The sequence below is a fragment of the Lysinibacillus sp. GW823-FHT02G10 genome, from assembly GCF_058797135.1.
Genome location: NZ_JBXAJI010000002.1, coordinates 196374 through 211904, shown reverse-complemented (window position 1 = coordinate 211904; position 15531 = coordinate 196374). Strand labels below are relative to the sequence as shown.

The window sequence follows — 15531 nt, the reverse complement described above, 5'->3', positions numbered from 1 at the left end:
AGAAGGGATGTCTATTGACTGATTTGACCATGACGAGGCTCTATGAAGTGATGATCGTCTTGTATGCGATCAGTCTAGTTTTTTACTTTACTGATTATTTTTATAAGCAAGTACGTGCAAGACGCATTGCTTTTTGGCTTGTTTCATTTGTATGGATGATTCAAAGTGCCATTATCATTTTAACGTTTGTGGAAACGAAGCGTTTTCCGATTTTATCCTTGTCTGAGGGAATACTTTTTTATTCCTGGTTACTCGTGACGTTATCCATTATCCTTCATTGCATAGCAAGGGTGGATTTACCTGTGTTTATTATTAATATACTAGGGTTTTTATTCGCTAGTATATTTACTTTTATGCCGAAACGTCCTACAGGAGCTGTCGGGGATACTTTAATTTCAGAGATGCTTTTTATTCATATATCATTTGCAATATTGTCTTATGCAGCGTTTACATTAACATTTGTGTTTGCCATTTTGTATCTCGTTCTATATCGATTGCTGAAAAAGAAAAAGTGGTCGCATTTATGGACTAGATTGCCTTCCTTGCAGCAGACAAGCAGCTGGATGAATATTTCATTTTTCATTGGAATTCCGATGTTATTTATAAGTTTAATATTAGGGTTTGAATGGGCACTATTAACATTAGAGAGTCTTTCGATTTTCGATGCGAAAATCATAGGGTCCTTCATTATTTTAATTTTGTATTGTTTTATCCTATATGTGAATCGCAAAAGCAAGCTGACAGGTACAACTTATGCATGGGTACATATTTATGCCTATCTATTAGTTGTTGTAAACTTCTTCTTAGGTAGTAGTTTATCGCGATTCCATTTATGGTATTAGAAGAAAGGTTGGAGACTGTTGAGAAAAATTATTGTAGGTTCTAGGAGAAGTAAATTAGCGCTAACGCAAACAAATTGGTTCATTAATGAATTAAAAGCGGCTGGTGTACCATTCGAATTTGAAGTAAAAGAGATTGTAACAAAAGGTGACCAAATTTTAGATGTACAGCTTTCAAAAGTAGGTGGGAAAGGGTTGTTTGTAAAAGAAATTGAACAAGCCCTTTACGATAAAGAAATTGACTTTGCTGTTCATTCTATGAAAGATATGCCTGCTGTATTGCCAGATGGGCTAGTGATTGGTTGTATTCCACCACGTGAAGATGCTCGTGATGCATTTATTTCGAAAGGGCATGTTAAATTTGCTGACCTTCCTGCGGGAGCAGTCGTTGGGACAAGTTCTTTACGTCGTAGTGCTCAGCTTTTAACAGTACGTCCTGATATCGAAATTAAATGGATTCGTGGAAATGTTGATACACGCTTAGCTAAGCTTGAAACAGAAGAATATGATGCCATTATTTTAGCAGCGGCTGGTTTGAAACGCCTTGGGTGGAGTGATGATGTAGTCACTGAGTTTTTACCTGTCGAACAATGTTTACCAGCTGTAGCGCAAGGCTCTCTTGGCATTGAATGTCGTGCCGATGATGCGGAGCTTTTAGCCGAATTAGGTAAGTTGACTGATTCATTCACTTGGCAAGAAGCACATGCAGAACGTGCATTTTTAGCTGCAATGGATGGTGGTTGTCAAGTTCCGATTGCTGGTTATGCCACTTCAAATGGGGAAGAAATTACATTAACAGGCCTTGTTGCTGCTCCAGATGCATCTGTTGTATATAAGGAAACAGTAGTTGGCACAGATGCACAAAAAATTGGAGAAGAGCTAGCTGCTAGTTTAACAAAACAGGGAGCTTTCGATTTAATTCAGCGTGTAAAGGCAGAGCAAGATGCCCAGTAATTTACCTCTAAAGGGTAAAACCATACTTTTAACAGGCACATCTAAGACAACAACCATTGTCGAAAATATAACAGCTTTAGGTGGACATGCCATCGTAGCCCCATTAATTGAAACTTGTGAACGATTAGATAGCAAGGATCCTGAACTATTGAACCGTGCTAAGCAATACGATTGGTTGATTTTTACTAGTCAAAATGCTGTAGAAGCTTTTGCTAGTAAAATGCTTCGACATCAATTTAATGCAAGTCATTTCAAAGGAAAAATAGCTTCCATTGGAACTAAAACAACAACAGCATTAGAAAATTTAGGATTTCAAGTGAGCTTTATGCCTTCCATATTTAGTGCTGATATTTTCGTTAAAGAATTTCCGAGTGTAGCGGGTCATCAACCGAAATGTCTGTTTATTCGAGGAGAAAAGGCGAAAAGTACGCTGAAGGATGGATTGCCTTTTGAATTAAAAGAATGGACAGTCTATGAAACGATAGAACGACATGATCAAACATCTGTTATTGTCAGTTGCATCCAGCAATATCAAAATGTTACAGTGATTTTTGCTAGTCCTTCAGCAGTTGACGTGTATGCAATGGAAGTTGTTCCACATATTGGTTGGGAAGCAGCTCACATTGCAGCCATCGGCCATATTACGGAAGCAGCTCTTGAACAATACGGTGCTACTGTGGATATTATGCCAAGCGTTTATACAATGCAAGCAGTCATCGAAGAAATTATGAAAGTAGGGGACAAATCATGACAAAACTACAATTTCAAAGACACCGTCGTTTGCGTGCCAATGCAACGATGAGATCAATGGTAAAAGAAACATACTTACATAAAGAGGACCTGATCTATCCTATTTTTGTAATAGAAGGCGAAAATATTAAAAATGAAGTACATTCAATGCCTGGCGTTTTTCAATTTTCATTAGATAAACTAGAGGCAGAGGTGGATGAGGTTGTAGCATTAGGTATTCCTGCAGTTATTTTATTTGGCTTGCCAGCTGAAAAGGATGCGGTTGGAACAGGTGCATTTCATGATCATGGCATTGTGCAAGAAGCGACTCGACTCATTAAAACACGTCATCCTGAGTTGTTAGTCATCGCGGATACATGCTTATGTGAATTTACGGATCATGGACATTGTGGCTTAATTGAGGGCGATCAAATTTTGAATGATCCTTCATTAGATGTTTTAGCTCGCACTGCGATATCACAAGCAAAAGCTGGCGCTGATATCATTGCTCCATCAAATATGATGGATGGCTTTGTAACGGCAATTCGCGCTGGTCTGGATGAAGCTGGTTTTGAACATATCCCGATTATGTCCTATGCAGTCAAATATGCATCCAGTTACTATGGACCTTTCCGTGATGCTGCAGATGGTGCTCCGCAATTTGGTGATCGTAAATCCTACCAAATGGATCCATCAAATCGTCTAGAGGCATTCCGTGAAGCAGAGTCAGATATCGAAGAGGGCGCAGATTTCCTAATTGTCAAGCCTGCCCTTAGCTATTTAGATATTATTCGAGACATGAAAAATAACTATCCATTACCGCTTGTTGCGTATAACGTTTCAGGTGAATATGCAATGATTAAAGCGGCTGCTATAAATGGTTGGATTGAAGAGAAAAAAGTTGTGCTTGAAACATTATTAGGCATGAAACGTGCAGGCTCTGATTTAATCATTACGTATCATGCAAAAGATGTTGCACGTTGGTTGGAGGAGAAATAAATGACACGTTCTTACGAAAAATCAAAACAAGCCTATGCTGAAGCTGTTCAATTAATGCCGGGCGGTGTAAGTAGCCCAGTACGTGCATTTAAATCAGTAAATATGGACCCGATTTTCATGGAATCTGGCCATGGGGCAATCATTAAAGACATTGATGGCAATGAATATATTGATTATGTATTGTCTTGGGGTCCGTTAATTTTAGGACATACACATCCAGAGGTAGTGAAAGCAATTGCAGATACAGCTGCGAAGGGTTCTTCCTTCGGTGCTCCAAGCTATACAGAAAATCGCTTAGCTCAATTAGTATTAGACCGTTTACCAGGAATGGAAATGATTCGCTTTGTTTCTTCTGGAACAGAGGCTACTATGTCTGCATTACGTGTAGCACGTGGTGTGACAGGACGTGATAAGATCTTAAAGTTTGAAGGGTCTTATCATGGTCACGGTGACTCCTTATTGATTAAAGCTGGTTCTGGTGTTGCCACATTAGGCCTACCTGATAGCCCTGGCGTACCTGCAGATATCGCCCGCAATACGTTGACAGTTGCCTATAATGATTTAGAAGGGGCAAAAGTGATTTTTGAGAAATTTGGCGCAGAGTTAGCTGCAGTAATTGTGGAGCCAGTAGCAGGAAATATGGGTGTTGTACCTCCACAACCAGGTTTCCTAGAAGGTTTGCGTGCACTTACTTCAGAGCACGGTGCATTATTAATCTTTGACGAAGTCATGACAGGTTTCCGCGTAGATTATGGCTGTGCACAAGGGTATTTTGGGGTAACGCCTGATATGACTACTTTAGGTAAAGTCATCGGAGGTGGCCTCCCTGTAGGCGCATTCGCTGGGAAAAAAGAAATTATGGAGCAAGTAGCACCAGCTGGACCAATTTATCAAGCAGGAACATTATCGGGGAATCCGTTAGCGATGACAGCTGGTTATGAAACGTTATCCCGTTTAGACCATGGTACGTATGATTACTTTAAAAAATTAGGGGATCAGCTTGAGGCTGGTTTCCGTGAAGCAGCAACTAAGTATAATATCCCGCACACTGTTAATCGTGCAGGCTCTATGATTGGCTTCTTCTTCACGAATGAAGATGTCATTGATTTTGCTTCTGCTAAAACATCAGATTTACAATTATTCGCTGAATATTTCCGTCTAATGGCAGAGGAAGGTATTTTCTTACCTCCTTCTCAATTTGAGGGACTATTCATCTCAACAGCTCACACGGAAGAGCACATTGCGACAACAGTGGCAGCATTCCATAAAGTATTTGCGCAATTAGCGCAATAAAATTTGATAGAGCATGCTAGAATTATTTCTAGCATGCTCTTCTGCTGTTGAAAAACAAAACCATCACTAGAATTTTTGCGAAAGGTGAAAATGGTTTCCGTTGTAGGCTACTTGCTTTCCTATGGCTCACCTCTTTAGCTATCCCATGGGATTCAAGCACCTTCCACCCCACCCCATAAAAATGTTTCTTAATAGCAAGATTTTCAAATAAAGTAAAAGTGTTCACTACTCATTTTATTTAGAGGTGTTGTCACTCACGAACGCCCCCCTGGAAAGGATGCTAGCGGAATGGAATAAACCCTCGCTTTGTAAAATTGCTTTATATCCCATTGACATTACCTTTTTTAATGGATTAAGCAGAAGGCATTATAGTGCTTGAGGAATACATGAGTAAAAAGGAACAATAGCATATATTTACTAGTAAGTACGCTCAACTATACTGGATGAAGGACCTGCTTTTGTCAAAATTACATCTTTCAGCATAGCCAAATTGTGGGCGATATCGTTTATAATATAGCTATTCATAAAAGAAAGTAGTGAATTGATATGGCAACAGGCACACACACGGTCGAAGTACCCGTAGGGATTGAACATGTATGGGATTTCGTTAGTGATATGGAAAAATGGGCAAAGCTTGTCCCTGGTTATAATGCACATGAAATGATTGATGAGAAACACTCCACTTGGACTTTTAAAGGCAATGTTGGCGTTTTGAAAAAAACAGTTGAAGTAGAAATTACAATCTTAGAATGGATAGCACCATCAAAAGTTACATTTGAATTAAAGGGGCTTTCTGATAACTTCACAGGAAATGGCTATTTCCTCGCAGAAAGTATCGACGCTGAAAATACTAAAATGACTGGATTCTTAGAAGTCATTGCAGGCGGGTTAGCTGGCCCTGTTCTCAATCCGATTTTTAAACCGATCGTACCAAAGGCAACACAAATGCTAACTGATCGTGTAGCTAATAAAATTAAATTAGTAAATGTTTAATGATACGAACATCCATGGGAATGGCATGCTAGACTATTACTTCTAGCATGCCATTTTTTTAGTAGTATCTATTTTTAACTCTGTTCAAATGGCAACATCCTAGCATACTATCCTTCAAATCGTCATATGATGCAAAGGGAGGGATTATTATCGAACACAAAACTTGGAATATGCGCGAAACATTTTGTTTTCCTGGATATGGCTGCCCAACTGAAATAGCAGCTGTTCAAATTAAGCCACAGTGGCAGGCAATGCAGTTAGAGGATTCTTTGCGACTTATGGGCATCTATCATATCACCGCACACGTTCGCTTTGATTTTCAAGATATGCAAGCATTTGCGGAAAATGAAGATTTAATTACAATTGATGCCCTTGATATTCAAGGAGATACTGGTTATTTTGAGTATGCCGTTCCTTTACATGTGGATTTACCAAAAGAATCAGATGTCAAAGATTTAATGGTCAAGGATATTCGCCCTAGTCTAACAAATCAGATGTGTCAGCTTGAGTGGACAGTCACAAGCGCTTTCAATGAGTATGAACCTGTTGTTGAAAAAGATGTGTTAGACAATCCGCACCTATCAACACATGCTTTCGAACAAGAGGAGACATTGGCTGCAATTGAAGAAAGTGTTCAAGTGAAACAACCTGCCGCAGTAGCAGCAGCTTCACGCCAAGAGAATTCTACAACAGTTGACCAAAAAGCTGTATTAAGAGAATCCTCAAGCCATATTGTTGTACGCGAATCCAGTACTTGGCATGAAGTGCCTTCTATGATTTGGGATCTAACAGAAGAATATACACCGCTTAAAGTTCGTGTTTCAAATGATGTCTTTCAAAAGTAAATAGCAGAGAAGTAGCAGGAGTAATAAGAAGACTAAATCACCTGATGTTGGCACAATAATGACACGGATAAACTGAAAAGCACAAATCGGCACGATGATGGTTCTGCAATAAAAACGAACTTGTCGTAGCCAAGGTGGTAAAAGCCAAGGGTTATACTTGCGTCGTCGCATTTGAATTGTCACTTCCTTTTCTATTTACTTTCCTCTTACTAAAAGATGACTAAATCACTTGAAAAATGACACGATCCTGCGGTACAATAAGGAAAATCAAATACAGATGCTATGATAGGGAAGAGTAAATTTTGACTACATTTTCAGAGAGGAAACGGTAGCTGAGAAGTTTCTATTTGTACGAAATTGAAGGTAGCCCTTGAGCAGCTTTAGTGAACTAATAGTAGTTAAAGCCGGTTAAACACCGTTACCGAATTGAGAGCCAGTAGAATAGGCTGAGAAAATATGTTATTTAATATTTATCTTAACCCTGCTGGAATTAAAGGTGGTACCGCGAACTAAAACTCCTTCGTCCTTTTAGACGAGAGGAGTTTTTTTATTGGGTAAAAAATAAATAGTATTTCTTTACCAACAGTTTTCAAACAATAGGAGGAGTCAATATGACAGAAAACATTTCAATGCCAACTAAATATGACCCACAGTCCATTGAAGCTGGTCGCTATGAATGGTGGTTACAAGGGAAGTTCTTCGAGGCACAGCCTGAAAGTGGGAAAAAGCCCTATTCAATCGTTATTCCACCACCGAACGTAACAGGTAAATTACACCTTGGTCATGCTTGGGATACAACATTACAAGATATTCTCATTCGTATGAAACGCATGCAAGGCTATGATGCCCTATGGTTGCCAGGTATGGACCATGCTGGTATAGCAACACAGGCAAAAGTAGAAGCCAAGCTGCGTGAGGATAATATTACACGTTATGATTTAGGACGTGAAAAATTCCTCGAAAAAACATGGGAATGGAAAGAAGAGTATGCTGGACATATTCGTGATCAATGGGCAAAGCTTGGTCTTGGATTAGATTATACACGTGAACGTTTCACATTAGACAAAGGTCTTTCAGATGCCGTAAAAACAGTTTTTGTTCAGTTATATGAAAAAGGTTTAATTTATCGTGGTGAACGTATTATCAACTGGGACCCAGCAGCAAAAACAGCATTATCTGATATCGAGGTAATTTATCAGGATGTGCAAGGTGCCTTCTATCATATGAAATATCCATTAGCTGATGGCTCTGGCTATGTAGAAGTTGCTACAACACGTCCCGAAACAATGCTTGGTGACTCTGGGGTAGCTGTTCACCCGAACGATGAGCGTTATCAGCACTTAATTGGTAAAAACGTTATTTTACCGATTGTAGGTCGCGAAATTCCAATTGTTGCTGATGAGTACGTTGATATGGAATTTGGTACTGGGGTTGTAAAAATGACACCAGCCCATGATCCGAACGACTTTGAAGTTGGTAATCGTCATAATCTAGAGCGCATTCTAGTAATGAATGAAGACGGCACAATGAATGATCTTGCTGGCAAATATAAAGGAATGGATCGCTTCGAATGCCGCAAGCAAATTGTTGCTGATTTACAAGAAGCAGGTGTGTTAATTCGCATTGAAGAGCATATGCATTCAGTAGGACACTCTGAACGTTCTGGTGCTGTTGTTGAGCCATATCTTTCAGCACAATGGTTCGTTAAAATGCAACCACTTGCTGATGCTTCCCTAGAGCTGCAAAAGGACGAAGAAGGGAAAGTAAACTTTGTTCCTGCTCGTTTTGAAAACACATATTCCCGCTGGATGGAGAATATACGCGATTGGTGTATTTCTCGTCAATTATGGTGGGGCCATCAAATCCCAGCCTGGTACCATAATGAAACAGGCGAAATATACGTAGGTAAAGAAGCCCCAGCAGATGCAGAAAACTGGACGCAAGATGAAGATGTACTAGATACATGGTTCTCTTCAGCACTATGGCCGTTTTCTACTATGGGTTGGCCAGATGAAGCAAATGAAGAATATAAACGTTACTATCCAACAAATACATTAGTAACAGGCTATGATATTATTTTCTTCTGGGTTTCTCGAATGATTTTCCAAGGCCTTGAGTTTACAGATCAACGTCCATTTAAAGATGTGCTAATTCATGGTTTAGTACGTGATGGTGAAGGGCGTAAAATGAGTAAATCACTTGGCAATGGTGTTGATCCAATGGATGTCATTGAACAATACGGTGCAGATTCATTACGCTACTTCTTAGCTACTGGTTCATCACCTGGTCAAGATTTACGCTATACAACTGAAAAAGTTGAAGCAGTATGGAACTTTGCCAATAAGATTTGGAATGCATCACGTTTTGCGCTTATGAATATGGATGGTATGACATATGATGAGATCGATTTAACTGGTGAAAAATCTGTAGCTGACAAATGGATTTTAACGCGCTTAAATGAAACGATTGAACGTGTAACCTCTCTTGCAGAGCGTTATGAATTCGGCGAAGTTGGCCGTGAATTATACAATTTCATTTGGGATGATTTCTGTTCTTGGTATATTGAAATGGCAAAATTACCACTTTACGGTGAAGATGAAGCAGCTAAAAAGACAACTCGATCTATTTTAGCTTACGTACTAGATCAAACAATGCGTCTTTTACATCCATTTATGCCTTTCATTACAGAAGAAATCTGGCAGCACTTACCACACGAAGGTGAATCTATTACAGTGGCAGCATGGCCAACAGTACGCACAGATCTTCATTTTGCTGATGAAGCAGATAATATGAAGCTCCTAATGGATATTATACGTTCAGTACGTAATATTCGTGCGGAAGTAAATACACCGATGAGCAAAAAAGTACCGTTGTTTATTTCAGCGAAAGATGCAGCAACAGCAGCTGTACTTAAAGATAATCAAGCATATCTAGAAAAATTCTGTAATCCTGACACTTTAACAATTGGTGAAGGTTTAGAGGCCCCAGGACAATCAATGACTGCTGTTGTGACAGGAGCACAGGTATTCCTGCCTCTTGTTGGACTGATCAATCTTGAGGAAGAAATTGCCCGTCTTGAAAAAGAATTAGAGAAATGGGCAAAAGAAGTAAAGCTTGTTACAGGTAAATTATCGAATGAGAAGTTTGTATCGAAAGCACCGGAAGCGTTAGTCAACGCAGAACGTGAGAAATTAGCAGATTACGAAAGCAAGCATGCAGTTGTGTTAAAACGTTTAGAAGAATTAAAAAATATGTAAAGACGAAGCAATGGATGACGAAAAAGTCATCCATTGCTTTTTTTATGTAGAGCTAAAGATATACATTGAATTAGGAAAAAATATATAGTATTATTTTAAATAAATTGGTCTAATAGATGATGTGCAGCGCTGAACTAATAGGAAACAAAACCTAATTTCATGTTATTTAGCCGTGAAAAACCAAATCTAAATAGATGGTTTTTTAGATAGACAGTCTTTATTAGTAAAGAAAATAAGAGCCAATGGAGGTGTTGAGAATGTCAGGAAATATTGCAACCATTATTACAAAAGTCAACAAAGCATGTGATGAATTAGACTTTGTAAGCGCGAGAGTATTGATCGAAACGAATCTCTTAAAATTATCCGAAGCAAAGTATTATCGTTTATTGAATACAAGTGGCCGTGTCCTGATTAAGCACATATTAGCAAATAGTAATCCCCAACAGGATAGCACTAAATTATCACGAACAGATTTATTAACGATCCAAAAAATTAATGAATATTGCTCAGATTTTGATATATCGATGCTAAAAAGAACGTTAAAAAATGCTTTTGACTTAGTGCAACGCCCAGATGTTCATCCATTATTAAATAGTGATGCAAAAACCATTTTAAATAATATGGGTGCTTTATTAGGTGCTCACAAAGTACACTAAAATAATATTAATACGAACACGCAGTTGCTAGCTGCGTGTTTTTTGTATTTTGTCATTTTGCTATGTTATTAAACGTTACTTGTACTAAAATAAAGATATTGCAGTAAGAAGGAGTGTTTCTTTTGTTTAACACAATGAACGAATGTACAAAATTTATTTTTACATTAAAAGCAGTTGATCATAAACGTGCGCCACTTGTCCTTATGCGGGAAGTACTAGGACATTTAGATGAACCTCACAATAAGCTAAGAGTAATCCATGTAGCAGGTTCAAATGGTAAAGGTTCTACGGTGAACGCATTAAGAGAAATGCTTCAACATGCAGGCTACACTGTAGGGGCATTTACGTCTCCACATTTAGAGCGAGTTAATGAACGTATGACCATTAACGGCCACCAAATTTCGGATGAGCAATTTCTCTACTATTTCAATAAACTTGCGAAAATTATAGAAGAACACTACAATGGTGAATTTCCAAGCTTTTTTGAGGTAGTTACACTCATTATGTTTCAGTATTTTGCACATGAAGGTGTAGATATAGCGCTTATTGAGACAGGGCTTGGAGGGCGTTTGGATGCGACAAATGTCGTAACACCGCTTTTAGCTATTATTACAACGATCTCGTTAGAGCATACAGCCTTTTTAGGCGACACTTTCGCAAAGGTTGCCGCAGAAAAAGCTGGCATCATCAAGGAAGGCATACCAGTTGTTGTAGGTGTTCATAATGAGGAGGCATTGGCTGTCATTAAAGCTACTGCAGAGGAACGACATGCATCATGCTTTGTTTTAGGACAAGACTTCACAGTGACAAATAGTTGGCAGAGCACTGACTATCAGCACTTTACATATGAAAAGGCTCATGTCTTGATGAAGGATGTACCATTAAAAATGGCTGGTCAACATCAAATAAATAATGCAAGTTTGGCCATCACAGCCATACTAACATTACGTGAGCAGGGGGCAATTGTCATTACTGATGATTCTATTTGTCAAGGTCTACAATGTGCGCAATGGGCAGGCCGCTTTGAGCAATGGCCGAATCAAATTGTGCTAGATGGTGCTCATAATTCAGAAGGGACAGCTGCTCTGATCCAAACACTAAAAAATGTCTATCCAAGAAACAATTATCACTTTATTTACGCGGCATTAGCAGATAAGGATCATGGTAACAGTATAGAACTAATGGATGCTGTTGCCACCTCGATCACTTTTACACAAATAGACCTACCAAATGCAATGCCTGCTGAAAGCTTAGCGATGTTGTCGACTCATGCAAATAAAATGGTTCATACAGAATGGCTAAAAAGCCTTCAAACAGTATTACAAGAACGCCAAAAAGAAGATATTGTTGTCATTACAGGCTCATTATACTTTATAGCACAAGCTCGACAGTGGCTACAGGAGGAAGGACGATGATCCCAAACTTTGATCATTATAAAGAGAAATGGCAGGTTAAAAGTGAGGATATCATTAAACCAGGTCTTACAGCGATTGAAGAGGCTTTATCATATTTAGGTAATCCTGAGCAAACTTTGCGTGTTGTCCACTTAGCGGGCACAAATGGCAAAGGCTCTACGTTAACATTTCTAGAGGCAATTGCACAAGAACATGGCTTACGCGTGGGCAAATTTATGTCACCATGTATCGTTGATGTTCATGACCAAATTCAAATAGCTGGTCAACCTATAACAGAGGCTGAAATGGATCAAGTTTTCCAACAGATGCATGAGGCTGGGCTGAGTGGCAAACTAACCGATTTTGAATTGCTGACGGTGGTGGCATTTTTACATTTTGTCAATGGGCAGGTGGATATTGCGCTGATTGAAGCGGGAATGGGTGGTTTATTGGATAGTACAAATGTGGTAACACCTATTGTCTCTATTATCCCAAGTATTGCTTTAGAGCACACAAAGTTTTTAGGGGATACCCTTGAAAGCATTGCACACCATAAAGCAGGTATTATTAAACAACAACGTCCAGTTATTATTGGTGATTTGCCTGATGAGGCGAAGCGAGTTGTGGATGCAGCAGCCGTTCGAAAAAAAGCCACTCTATTTGCATTAGGTCAGCATTTTGCCATTAAGCAAACAACTGATGGAGAAAGCTATATGAATGACGTACAGCAGTTCCAAATTGCGAACCTGAATCGTTCTATGAAGGGGACACATCAGGGAAACAATATGGCTCTCGCCATTACAGCATTTTTTGAAGTGGCGTCAGAATTAGACGTGTCTATTGATCAAACAGCTATTCGTCAAGCTGTGCAAAAGGCCTCTATTTTGGGACGCTTTGAAGAAATAATGCCTTTCGTTATATTGGATGGTGCGCATAATCCTGCAAGTGCTGAAAAATTAATAGAAACGATTCAGTGTGAATATCCAAATGAGCAGATAACATTTGTCGTTGGCATACTAGCAGATAAAGATGTTGAGCAGATTCTCGTAATTCTAGAGCAGGTGAGTGATGACTTTTACTTCGTCGATTTTGCTAATTCACGAGCAATGCCAGCCCATCAAATGGTCAAACTTTCTCATGCAACATCGAAAACAACCTTGCTTGACTATGCATCCTTTATACAGGCACAATCACATAGACAGCAGAGAACCATTGTAGCAGGCTCGTTATATTTATTAACAGAGGTTCGTCATAGATTAAAACAATGAAATAACTAGGGCTCTTGATAGGGAGTCCTAGTTTTTTTATGGCTGCAAATTTAGGATTGCAATGAGTTCCGTATCAAAAAATAATAAATTCGCATTTACCCTTCGGAATGTACATATAATATCATATGATGTTGGCATAGATAGGTGGAAGGATGAGGTGATAGTTGAATGAAAATTGTAAGTCATGTGATGAAAAAACAAATATTTCGAGCAATGATTATTGGTGGATTTGTTGGTCTATTAGGTGTAGCAATTTTTCTGGGCGTTTTACAAGCCAGCACACAGTTACCTTTAAAGAAAAATGGTAGTGAAGTGGCAAATAATCAATCACAAACAGAAACGATTCCAACTGCCGGGGAGACAACCAATACATCTAATGCATCGATGTTTTATGCAAGCCAAGCTGGCGTGTATTCAAACTATGAGAGCGCAAGTTCATTTGTTGCTGAGTATCCTGCCTTAAAAGAGAGCGCGATCGTTCAAGTTGATGACAAGTTTTATGTGTGGACAAGCATGGTGACGGAGGAAAGTCAGCTAAAATTTTTACAGGACCCTGCAACCTTTAAAAAGGCATTTAGCGTCAGTGGTGAAAGCTGTAAAGAACCTACCTTGGCAGAACTACCAACTGCTTTAGCAGATAAAAATGCCGCAAAATTAAATTTTAAGGAAAATGGCAAGGACTCAACGCTACCTGAGGATTGGCAGTCCATTGGCGCAGCGGCCTCTACTATTTCCAATGATATCAACATCATTCGTCTGCATGTTTTTGCACATTACCAATCTAAAAATACGTGTCTTCAAGTGAAGTTTTAACAATAAAAAATAATGAAATCTTCATTATCTTGTTTTTTTGAAAATTTTCAAATTGTGCATTCTTCTGTATCATAAGGATAAGGAGGAATGATCAGATAATGTTAAAAACAAATCATAAGCTTGTCCTTGCTTCTGCTTCCCCTAGGCGCAAGGAATTGCTTAACATGCTAGCACTCCCGTTTGAAGTCTTGACAAGTGAAGTGGAAGAAACAAGTGTACAAGCTCATACAATGCAGGATTATGTAAAAGGAGTAGCTTTATTGAAGACGCGTGATGTAGCCAAAAAAGCAGCTAATGCTACGATTATTGGTGCAGATACAATCGTTGTTTACAATCAAGAGCTACTACATAAACCTAAAACGCGTGAGGAAGCTATTTCTCACTTATTACGTTTGTCAAATAACAAACATAGTGTGATGACTGCGGTCGCTATAATCGAACCGAATGGAAAGGAAACGACCTTTGTGGAAGAGACTACAGTTGTTTTCCACCGTCTATCGCAGGAATTAATCGAAGCTTATGTAGATTCAGGAGATCCTTTTGATAAAGCGGGTGGTTATGGCATTCAAACGATTGGTACACTATTAGTTAAAAGAATTGAAGGAGATTATAACAATGTTGTAGGTTTACCACTTGCAACTTTGTTTTCGCAATTGGTGGATCTACAGATAGTCCAATTTGCGAAGGAGTGAATATTTTTGCTAGAAGACGCTTTACCAACTTTGATGATACGTGATGTCAATATAGAGGATCGTCCCCGTGAACGGCTACTACGACAAGGGGCTGAGAGTTTATCGAATCAAGAGCTACTCGCTATTTTATTGAGGACAGGCACAAAGGAAGAATCTGTGCTTGTTCTTGCAAATAGGGTGTTAAATGTTTTTGAACGACTCCATCATTTGAAGCATGCAACCATCGAAGAAATGATGGCTATTAAAGGAATAGGCGAGGTGAAAGCCATTCAATTAATGGCTGCTGTTGAACTTGGTAGAAGACTGGCTCAAAAACATAATGATGAGAAATTCACAATACGTTCTCCACAAGATGCAGCAACTTACTTAATGCCTGATATGACCTCGCTTAATCAGGAGCATTTTGTAGTGCTTTTTTTAAATATAAAAAATCAAATTATTCATAAGCAAACGATTTTCATTGGCAGTTTAAATGCATCCATCGTTCATCCTAGAGAAATATTTCGAGAAGCTGTCAAAAGGTCTGCCGCTTCTATTATATGTGCCCACAACCATCCAAGTGGGGTGCCAACACCGAGCACGGAGGACATTGAAGTAACGAAGCGAATTGTTGAAGCAGGCTATATTATAGGGATAGAGTTAATTGATCACGTCATCATCGGCGACCATCAATATATTAGTTTAAAGGAAAAAGGATATTTTTAACTCTGCATACAATATGCAGAGTTTTTTATGATGAATCCATTTTGTTGTATAGAAGATTCTATTACTATAAATGACCTTAATTATAACCAGTCAT

At 38.9% G+C, this 15531-nt stretch carries 15 protein-coding genes and 1 other annotated feature; of the genes, 14 read left to right on the top strand and 1 reads right to left on the bottom strand.

Annotated elements, in window-relative coordinates:
- The first annotated feature begins 14 nt into the window (after positions 1-14).
- From AC1RFD_RS10980 to AC1RFD_RS10950, 7 genes are all read left to right on the top strand, one after another.
- The gene (locus tag AC1RFD_RS10980) at positions 15-842 is read left to right on the top strand and encodes a cytochrome C assembly family protein (protein ID WP_492474896.1); all 828 of its coding nucleotides are present in this window, start codon (positions 15-17) and stop codon (positions 840-842) included.
- 18 nt (positions 843-860) lie between these two features.
- A complete protein-coding gene (gene hemC, locus AC1RFD_RS10975; RefSeq protein WP_485600149.1) occupies positions 861-1793 on the top strand; it encodes a hydroxymethylbilane synthase in 933 nt (310 codons plus the stop codon).
- Positions 1783-2544: a uroporphyrinogen-III synthase gene (locus tag AC1RFD_RS10970; RefSeq protein WP_485600146.1), complete on the top strand. Its 762-nt coding sequence runs from the start codon at positions 1783-1785 to the stop codon at positions 2542-2544. The genes hemC and AC1RFD_RS10970 overlap by 11 nt, the downstream gene beginning before the upstream one ends.
- Positions 2541-3521 (top strand): porphobilinogen synthase, encoded by a 981-nt coding sequence (hemB, locus tag AC1RFD_RS10965; RefSeq protein ID WP_054550020.1) that lies wholly within the window; start codon positions 2541-2543, stop codon positions 3519-3521. The genes AC1RFD_RS10970 and hemB overlap by 4 nt, the downstream gene beginning before the upstream one ends.
- Positions 3522-4814 carry a glutamate-1-semialdehyde 2,1-aminomutase gene (gene hemL / locus AC1RFD_RS10960; RefSeq protein ID WP_054550021.1) on the top strand — a complete coding sequence of 431 codons (1293 nt, stop codon included), beginning with the start codon at positions 3522-3524 and terminating at the stop codon, positions 4812-4814. It abuts the gene before it with no gap.
- A gap of 546 nt (positions 4815-5360) precedes the next feature.
- Complete coding sequence (locus AC1RFD_RS10955) at positions 5361-5807, top strand: SRPBCC family protein (RefSeq protein ID WP_048395138.1); 447 nt, start codon at positions 5361-5363, stop codon at positions 5805-5807.
- Positions 5808-5977: 170 nt separating this feature from the next.
- Positions 5978-6652: a valyl-tRNA synthetase gene (locus tag AC1RFD_RS10950; RefSeq protein WP_175400699.1), complete on the top strand. Its 675-nt coding sequence runs from the start codon at positions 5978-5980 to the stop codon at positions 6650-6652.
- On the opposite strand, the gene AC1RFD_RS10945 is transcribed toward AC1RFD_RS10950, so the two are convergent.
- Positions 6629-6823 carry a YszA family small membrane protein gene (locus AC1RFD_RS10945; RefSeq protein WP_036124009.1) on the bottom strand — a complete coding sequence of 65 codons (195 nt, stop codon included), beginning with the start codon at positions 6821-6823 and terminating at the stop codon, positions 6629-6631. The two genes, AC1RFD_RS10950 and AC1RFD_RS10945, sit on opposite strands and share 24 nt — an antisense overlap.
- Positions 6824-6925: 102 nt before the next feature.
- Positions 6926-7183, top strand: a binding site (T-box leader).
- Positions 7184-7263: 80 nt separating this feature from the next.
- Here AC1RFD_RS10945 and AC1RFD_RS10940 point away from each other — a divergent pair.
- The 7 genes from AC1RFD_RS10940 to radC all read left to right on the top strand — a co-directional run bounded on the left by AC1RFD_RS10940 (position 7264) and on the right by radC (position 15437).
- Entirely contained in the window at positions 7264-9909 is a 2646-nt protein-coding gene (locus tag AC1RFD_RS10940) for a valine--tRNA ligase (protein WP_048395142.1), read from the top strand.
- A gap of 257 nt (positions 9910-10166) precedes the next feature.
- Positions 10167-10565 carry a hypothetical protein gene (locus AC1RFD_RS10935; RefSeq protein ID WP_048395144.1) on the top strand — a complete coding sequence of 133 codons (399 nt, stop codon included), beginning with the start codon at positions 10167-10169 and terminating at the stop codon, positions 10563-10565.
- A 134-nt stretch (positions 10566-10699) separates the two neighbouring features.
- The gene (locus AC1RFD_RS10930) at positions 10700-11980 is read left to right on the top strand and encodes a bifunctional folylpolyglutamate synthase/dihydrofolate synthase (protein WP_196333051.1); all 1281 of its coding nucleotides are present in this window, start codon (positions 10700-10702) and stop codon (positions 11978-11980) included.
- Positions 11977-13227 carry a bifunctional folylpolyglutamate synthase/dihydrofolate synthase gene (locus AC1RFD_RS10925; protein ID WP_054550024.1) on the top strand — a complete coding sequence of 417 codons (1251 nt, stop codon included), beginning with the start codon at positions 11977-11979 and terminating at the stop codon, positions 13225-13227. Before AC1RFD_RS10930 ends, AC1RFD_RS10925 begins: the two co-directional genes overlap by 4 nt.
- A 168-nt stretch (positions 13228-13395) precedes the next feature.
- Complete coding sequence (locus AC1RFD_RS10920; RefSeq protein ID WP_004226648.1) at positions 13396-14040, top strand: hypothetical protein; 645 nt, start codon at positions 13396-13398, stop codon at positions 14038-14040.
- A 98-nt stretch (positions 14041-14138) separates the two neighbouring features.
- Complete coding sequence (locus tag AC1RFD_RS10915) at positions 14139-14732, top strand: Maf family protein (protein WP_066036508.1); 594 nt, start codon at positions 14139-14141, stop codon at positions 14730-14732.
- Positions 14733-14765: 33 nt separating this feature from the next.
- Positions 14766-15437: a RadC family protein gene (gene radC, locus AC1RFD_RS10910; RefSeq protein ID WP_175400705.1), complete on the top strand. Its 672-nt coding sequence runs from the start codon at positions 14766-14768 to the stop codon at positions 15435-15437.
- Positions 15438-15531: the final 94 nt, after the last annotated feature.

Bases quoted from the DNA above. Each gene is read 5' to 3' on its own strand.
- AC1RFD_RS10935 (WP_048395144.1), top strand. From the start codon at position 10,167: ATGTCAGGAAATATTGCAACCATTATTACAAAAGTCAACAAAGCATGT.
- AC1RFD_RS10945 (WP_036124009.1), bottom strand. From the start codon at position 6,823: ATGCGACGACGCAAGTATAACCCTTGGCTTTTACCACCTTGGCTACGA.
- hemB (WP_054550020.1), top strand. From the start codon at position 2,541: ATGACAAAACTACAATTTCAAAGACACCGTCGTTTGCGTGCCAATGCA.
- AC1RFD_RS10950 (WP_175400699.1), top strand. From the start codon at position 5,978: ATGCGCGAAACATTTTGTTTTCCTGGATATGGCTGCCCAACTGAAATA.
- radC (WP_175400705.1), top strand. From the start codon at position 14,766: ATGATACGTGATGTCAATATAGAGGATCGTCCCCGTGAACGGCTACTA.
- AC1RFD_RS10940 (WP_048395142.1), top strand. From the start codon at position 7,264: ATGACAGAAAACATTTCAATGCCAACTAAATATGACCCACAGTCCATT.
- AC1RFD_RS10925 (WP_054550024.1), top strand. From the start codon at position 11,977: ATGATCCCAAACTTTGATCATTATAAAGAGAAATGGCAGGTTAAAAGT.
- AC1RFD_RS10930 (WP_196333051.1), top strand. From the start codon at position 10,700: ATGAACGAATGTACAAAATTTATTTTTACATTAAAAGCAGTTGATCAT.
- AC1RFD_RS10915 (WP_066036508.1), top strand. From the start codon at position 14,139: ATGTTAAAAACAAATCATAAGCTTGTCCTTGCTTCTGCTTCCCCTAGG.
- hemL (WP_054550021.1), top strand. From the start codon at position 3,522: ATGACACGTTCTTACGAAAAATCAAAACAAGCCTATGCTGAAGCTGTT.
- AC1RFD_RS10970 (WP_485600146.1), top strand. From the start codon at position 1,783: ATGCCCAGTAATTTACCTCTAAAGGGTAAAACCATACTTTTAACAGGC.
- AC1RFD_RS10955 (WP_048395138.1), top strand. From the start codon at position 5,361: ATGGCAACAGGCACACACACGGTCGAAGTACCCGTAGGGATTGAACAT.
- AC1RFD_RS10920 (WP_004226648.1), top strand. From the start codon at position 13,396: ATGAAAATTGTAAGTCATGTGATGAAAAAACAAATATTTCGAGCAATG.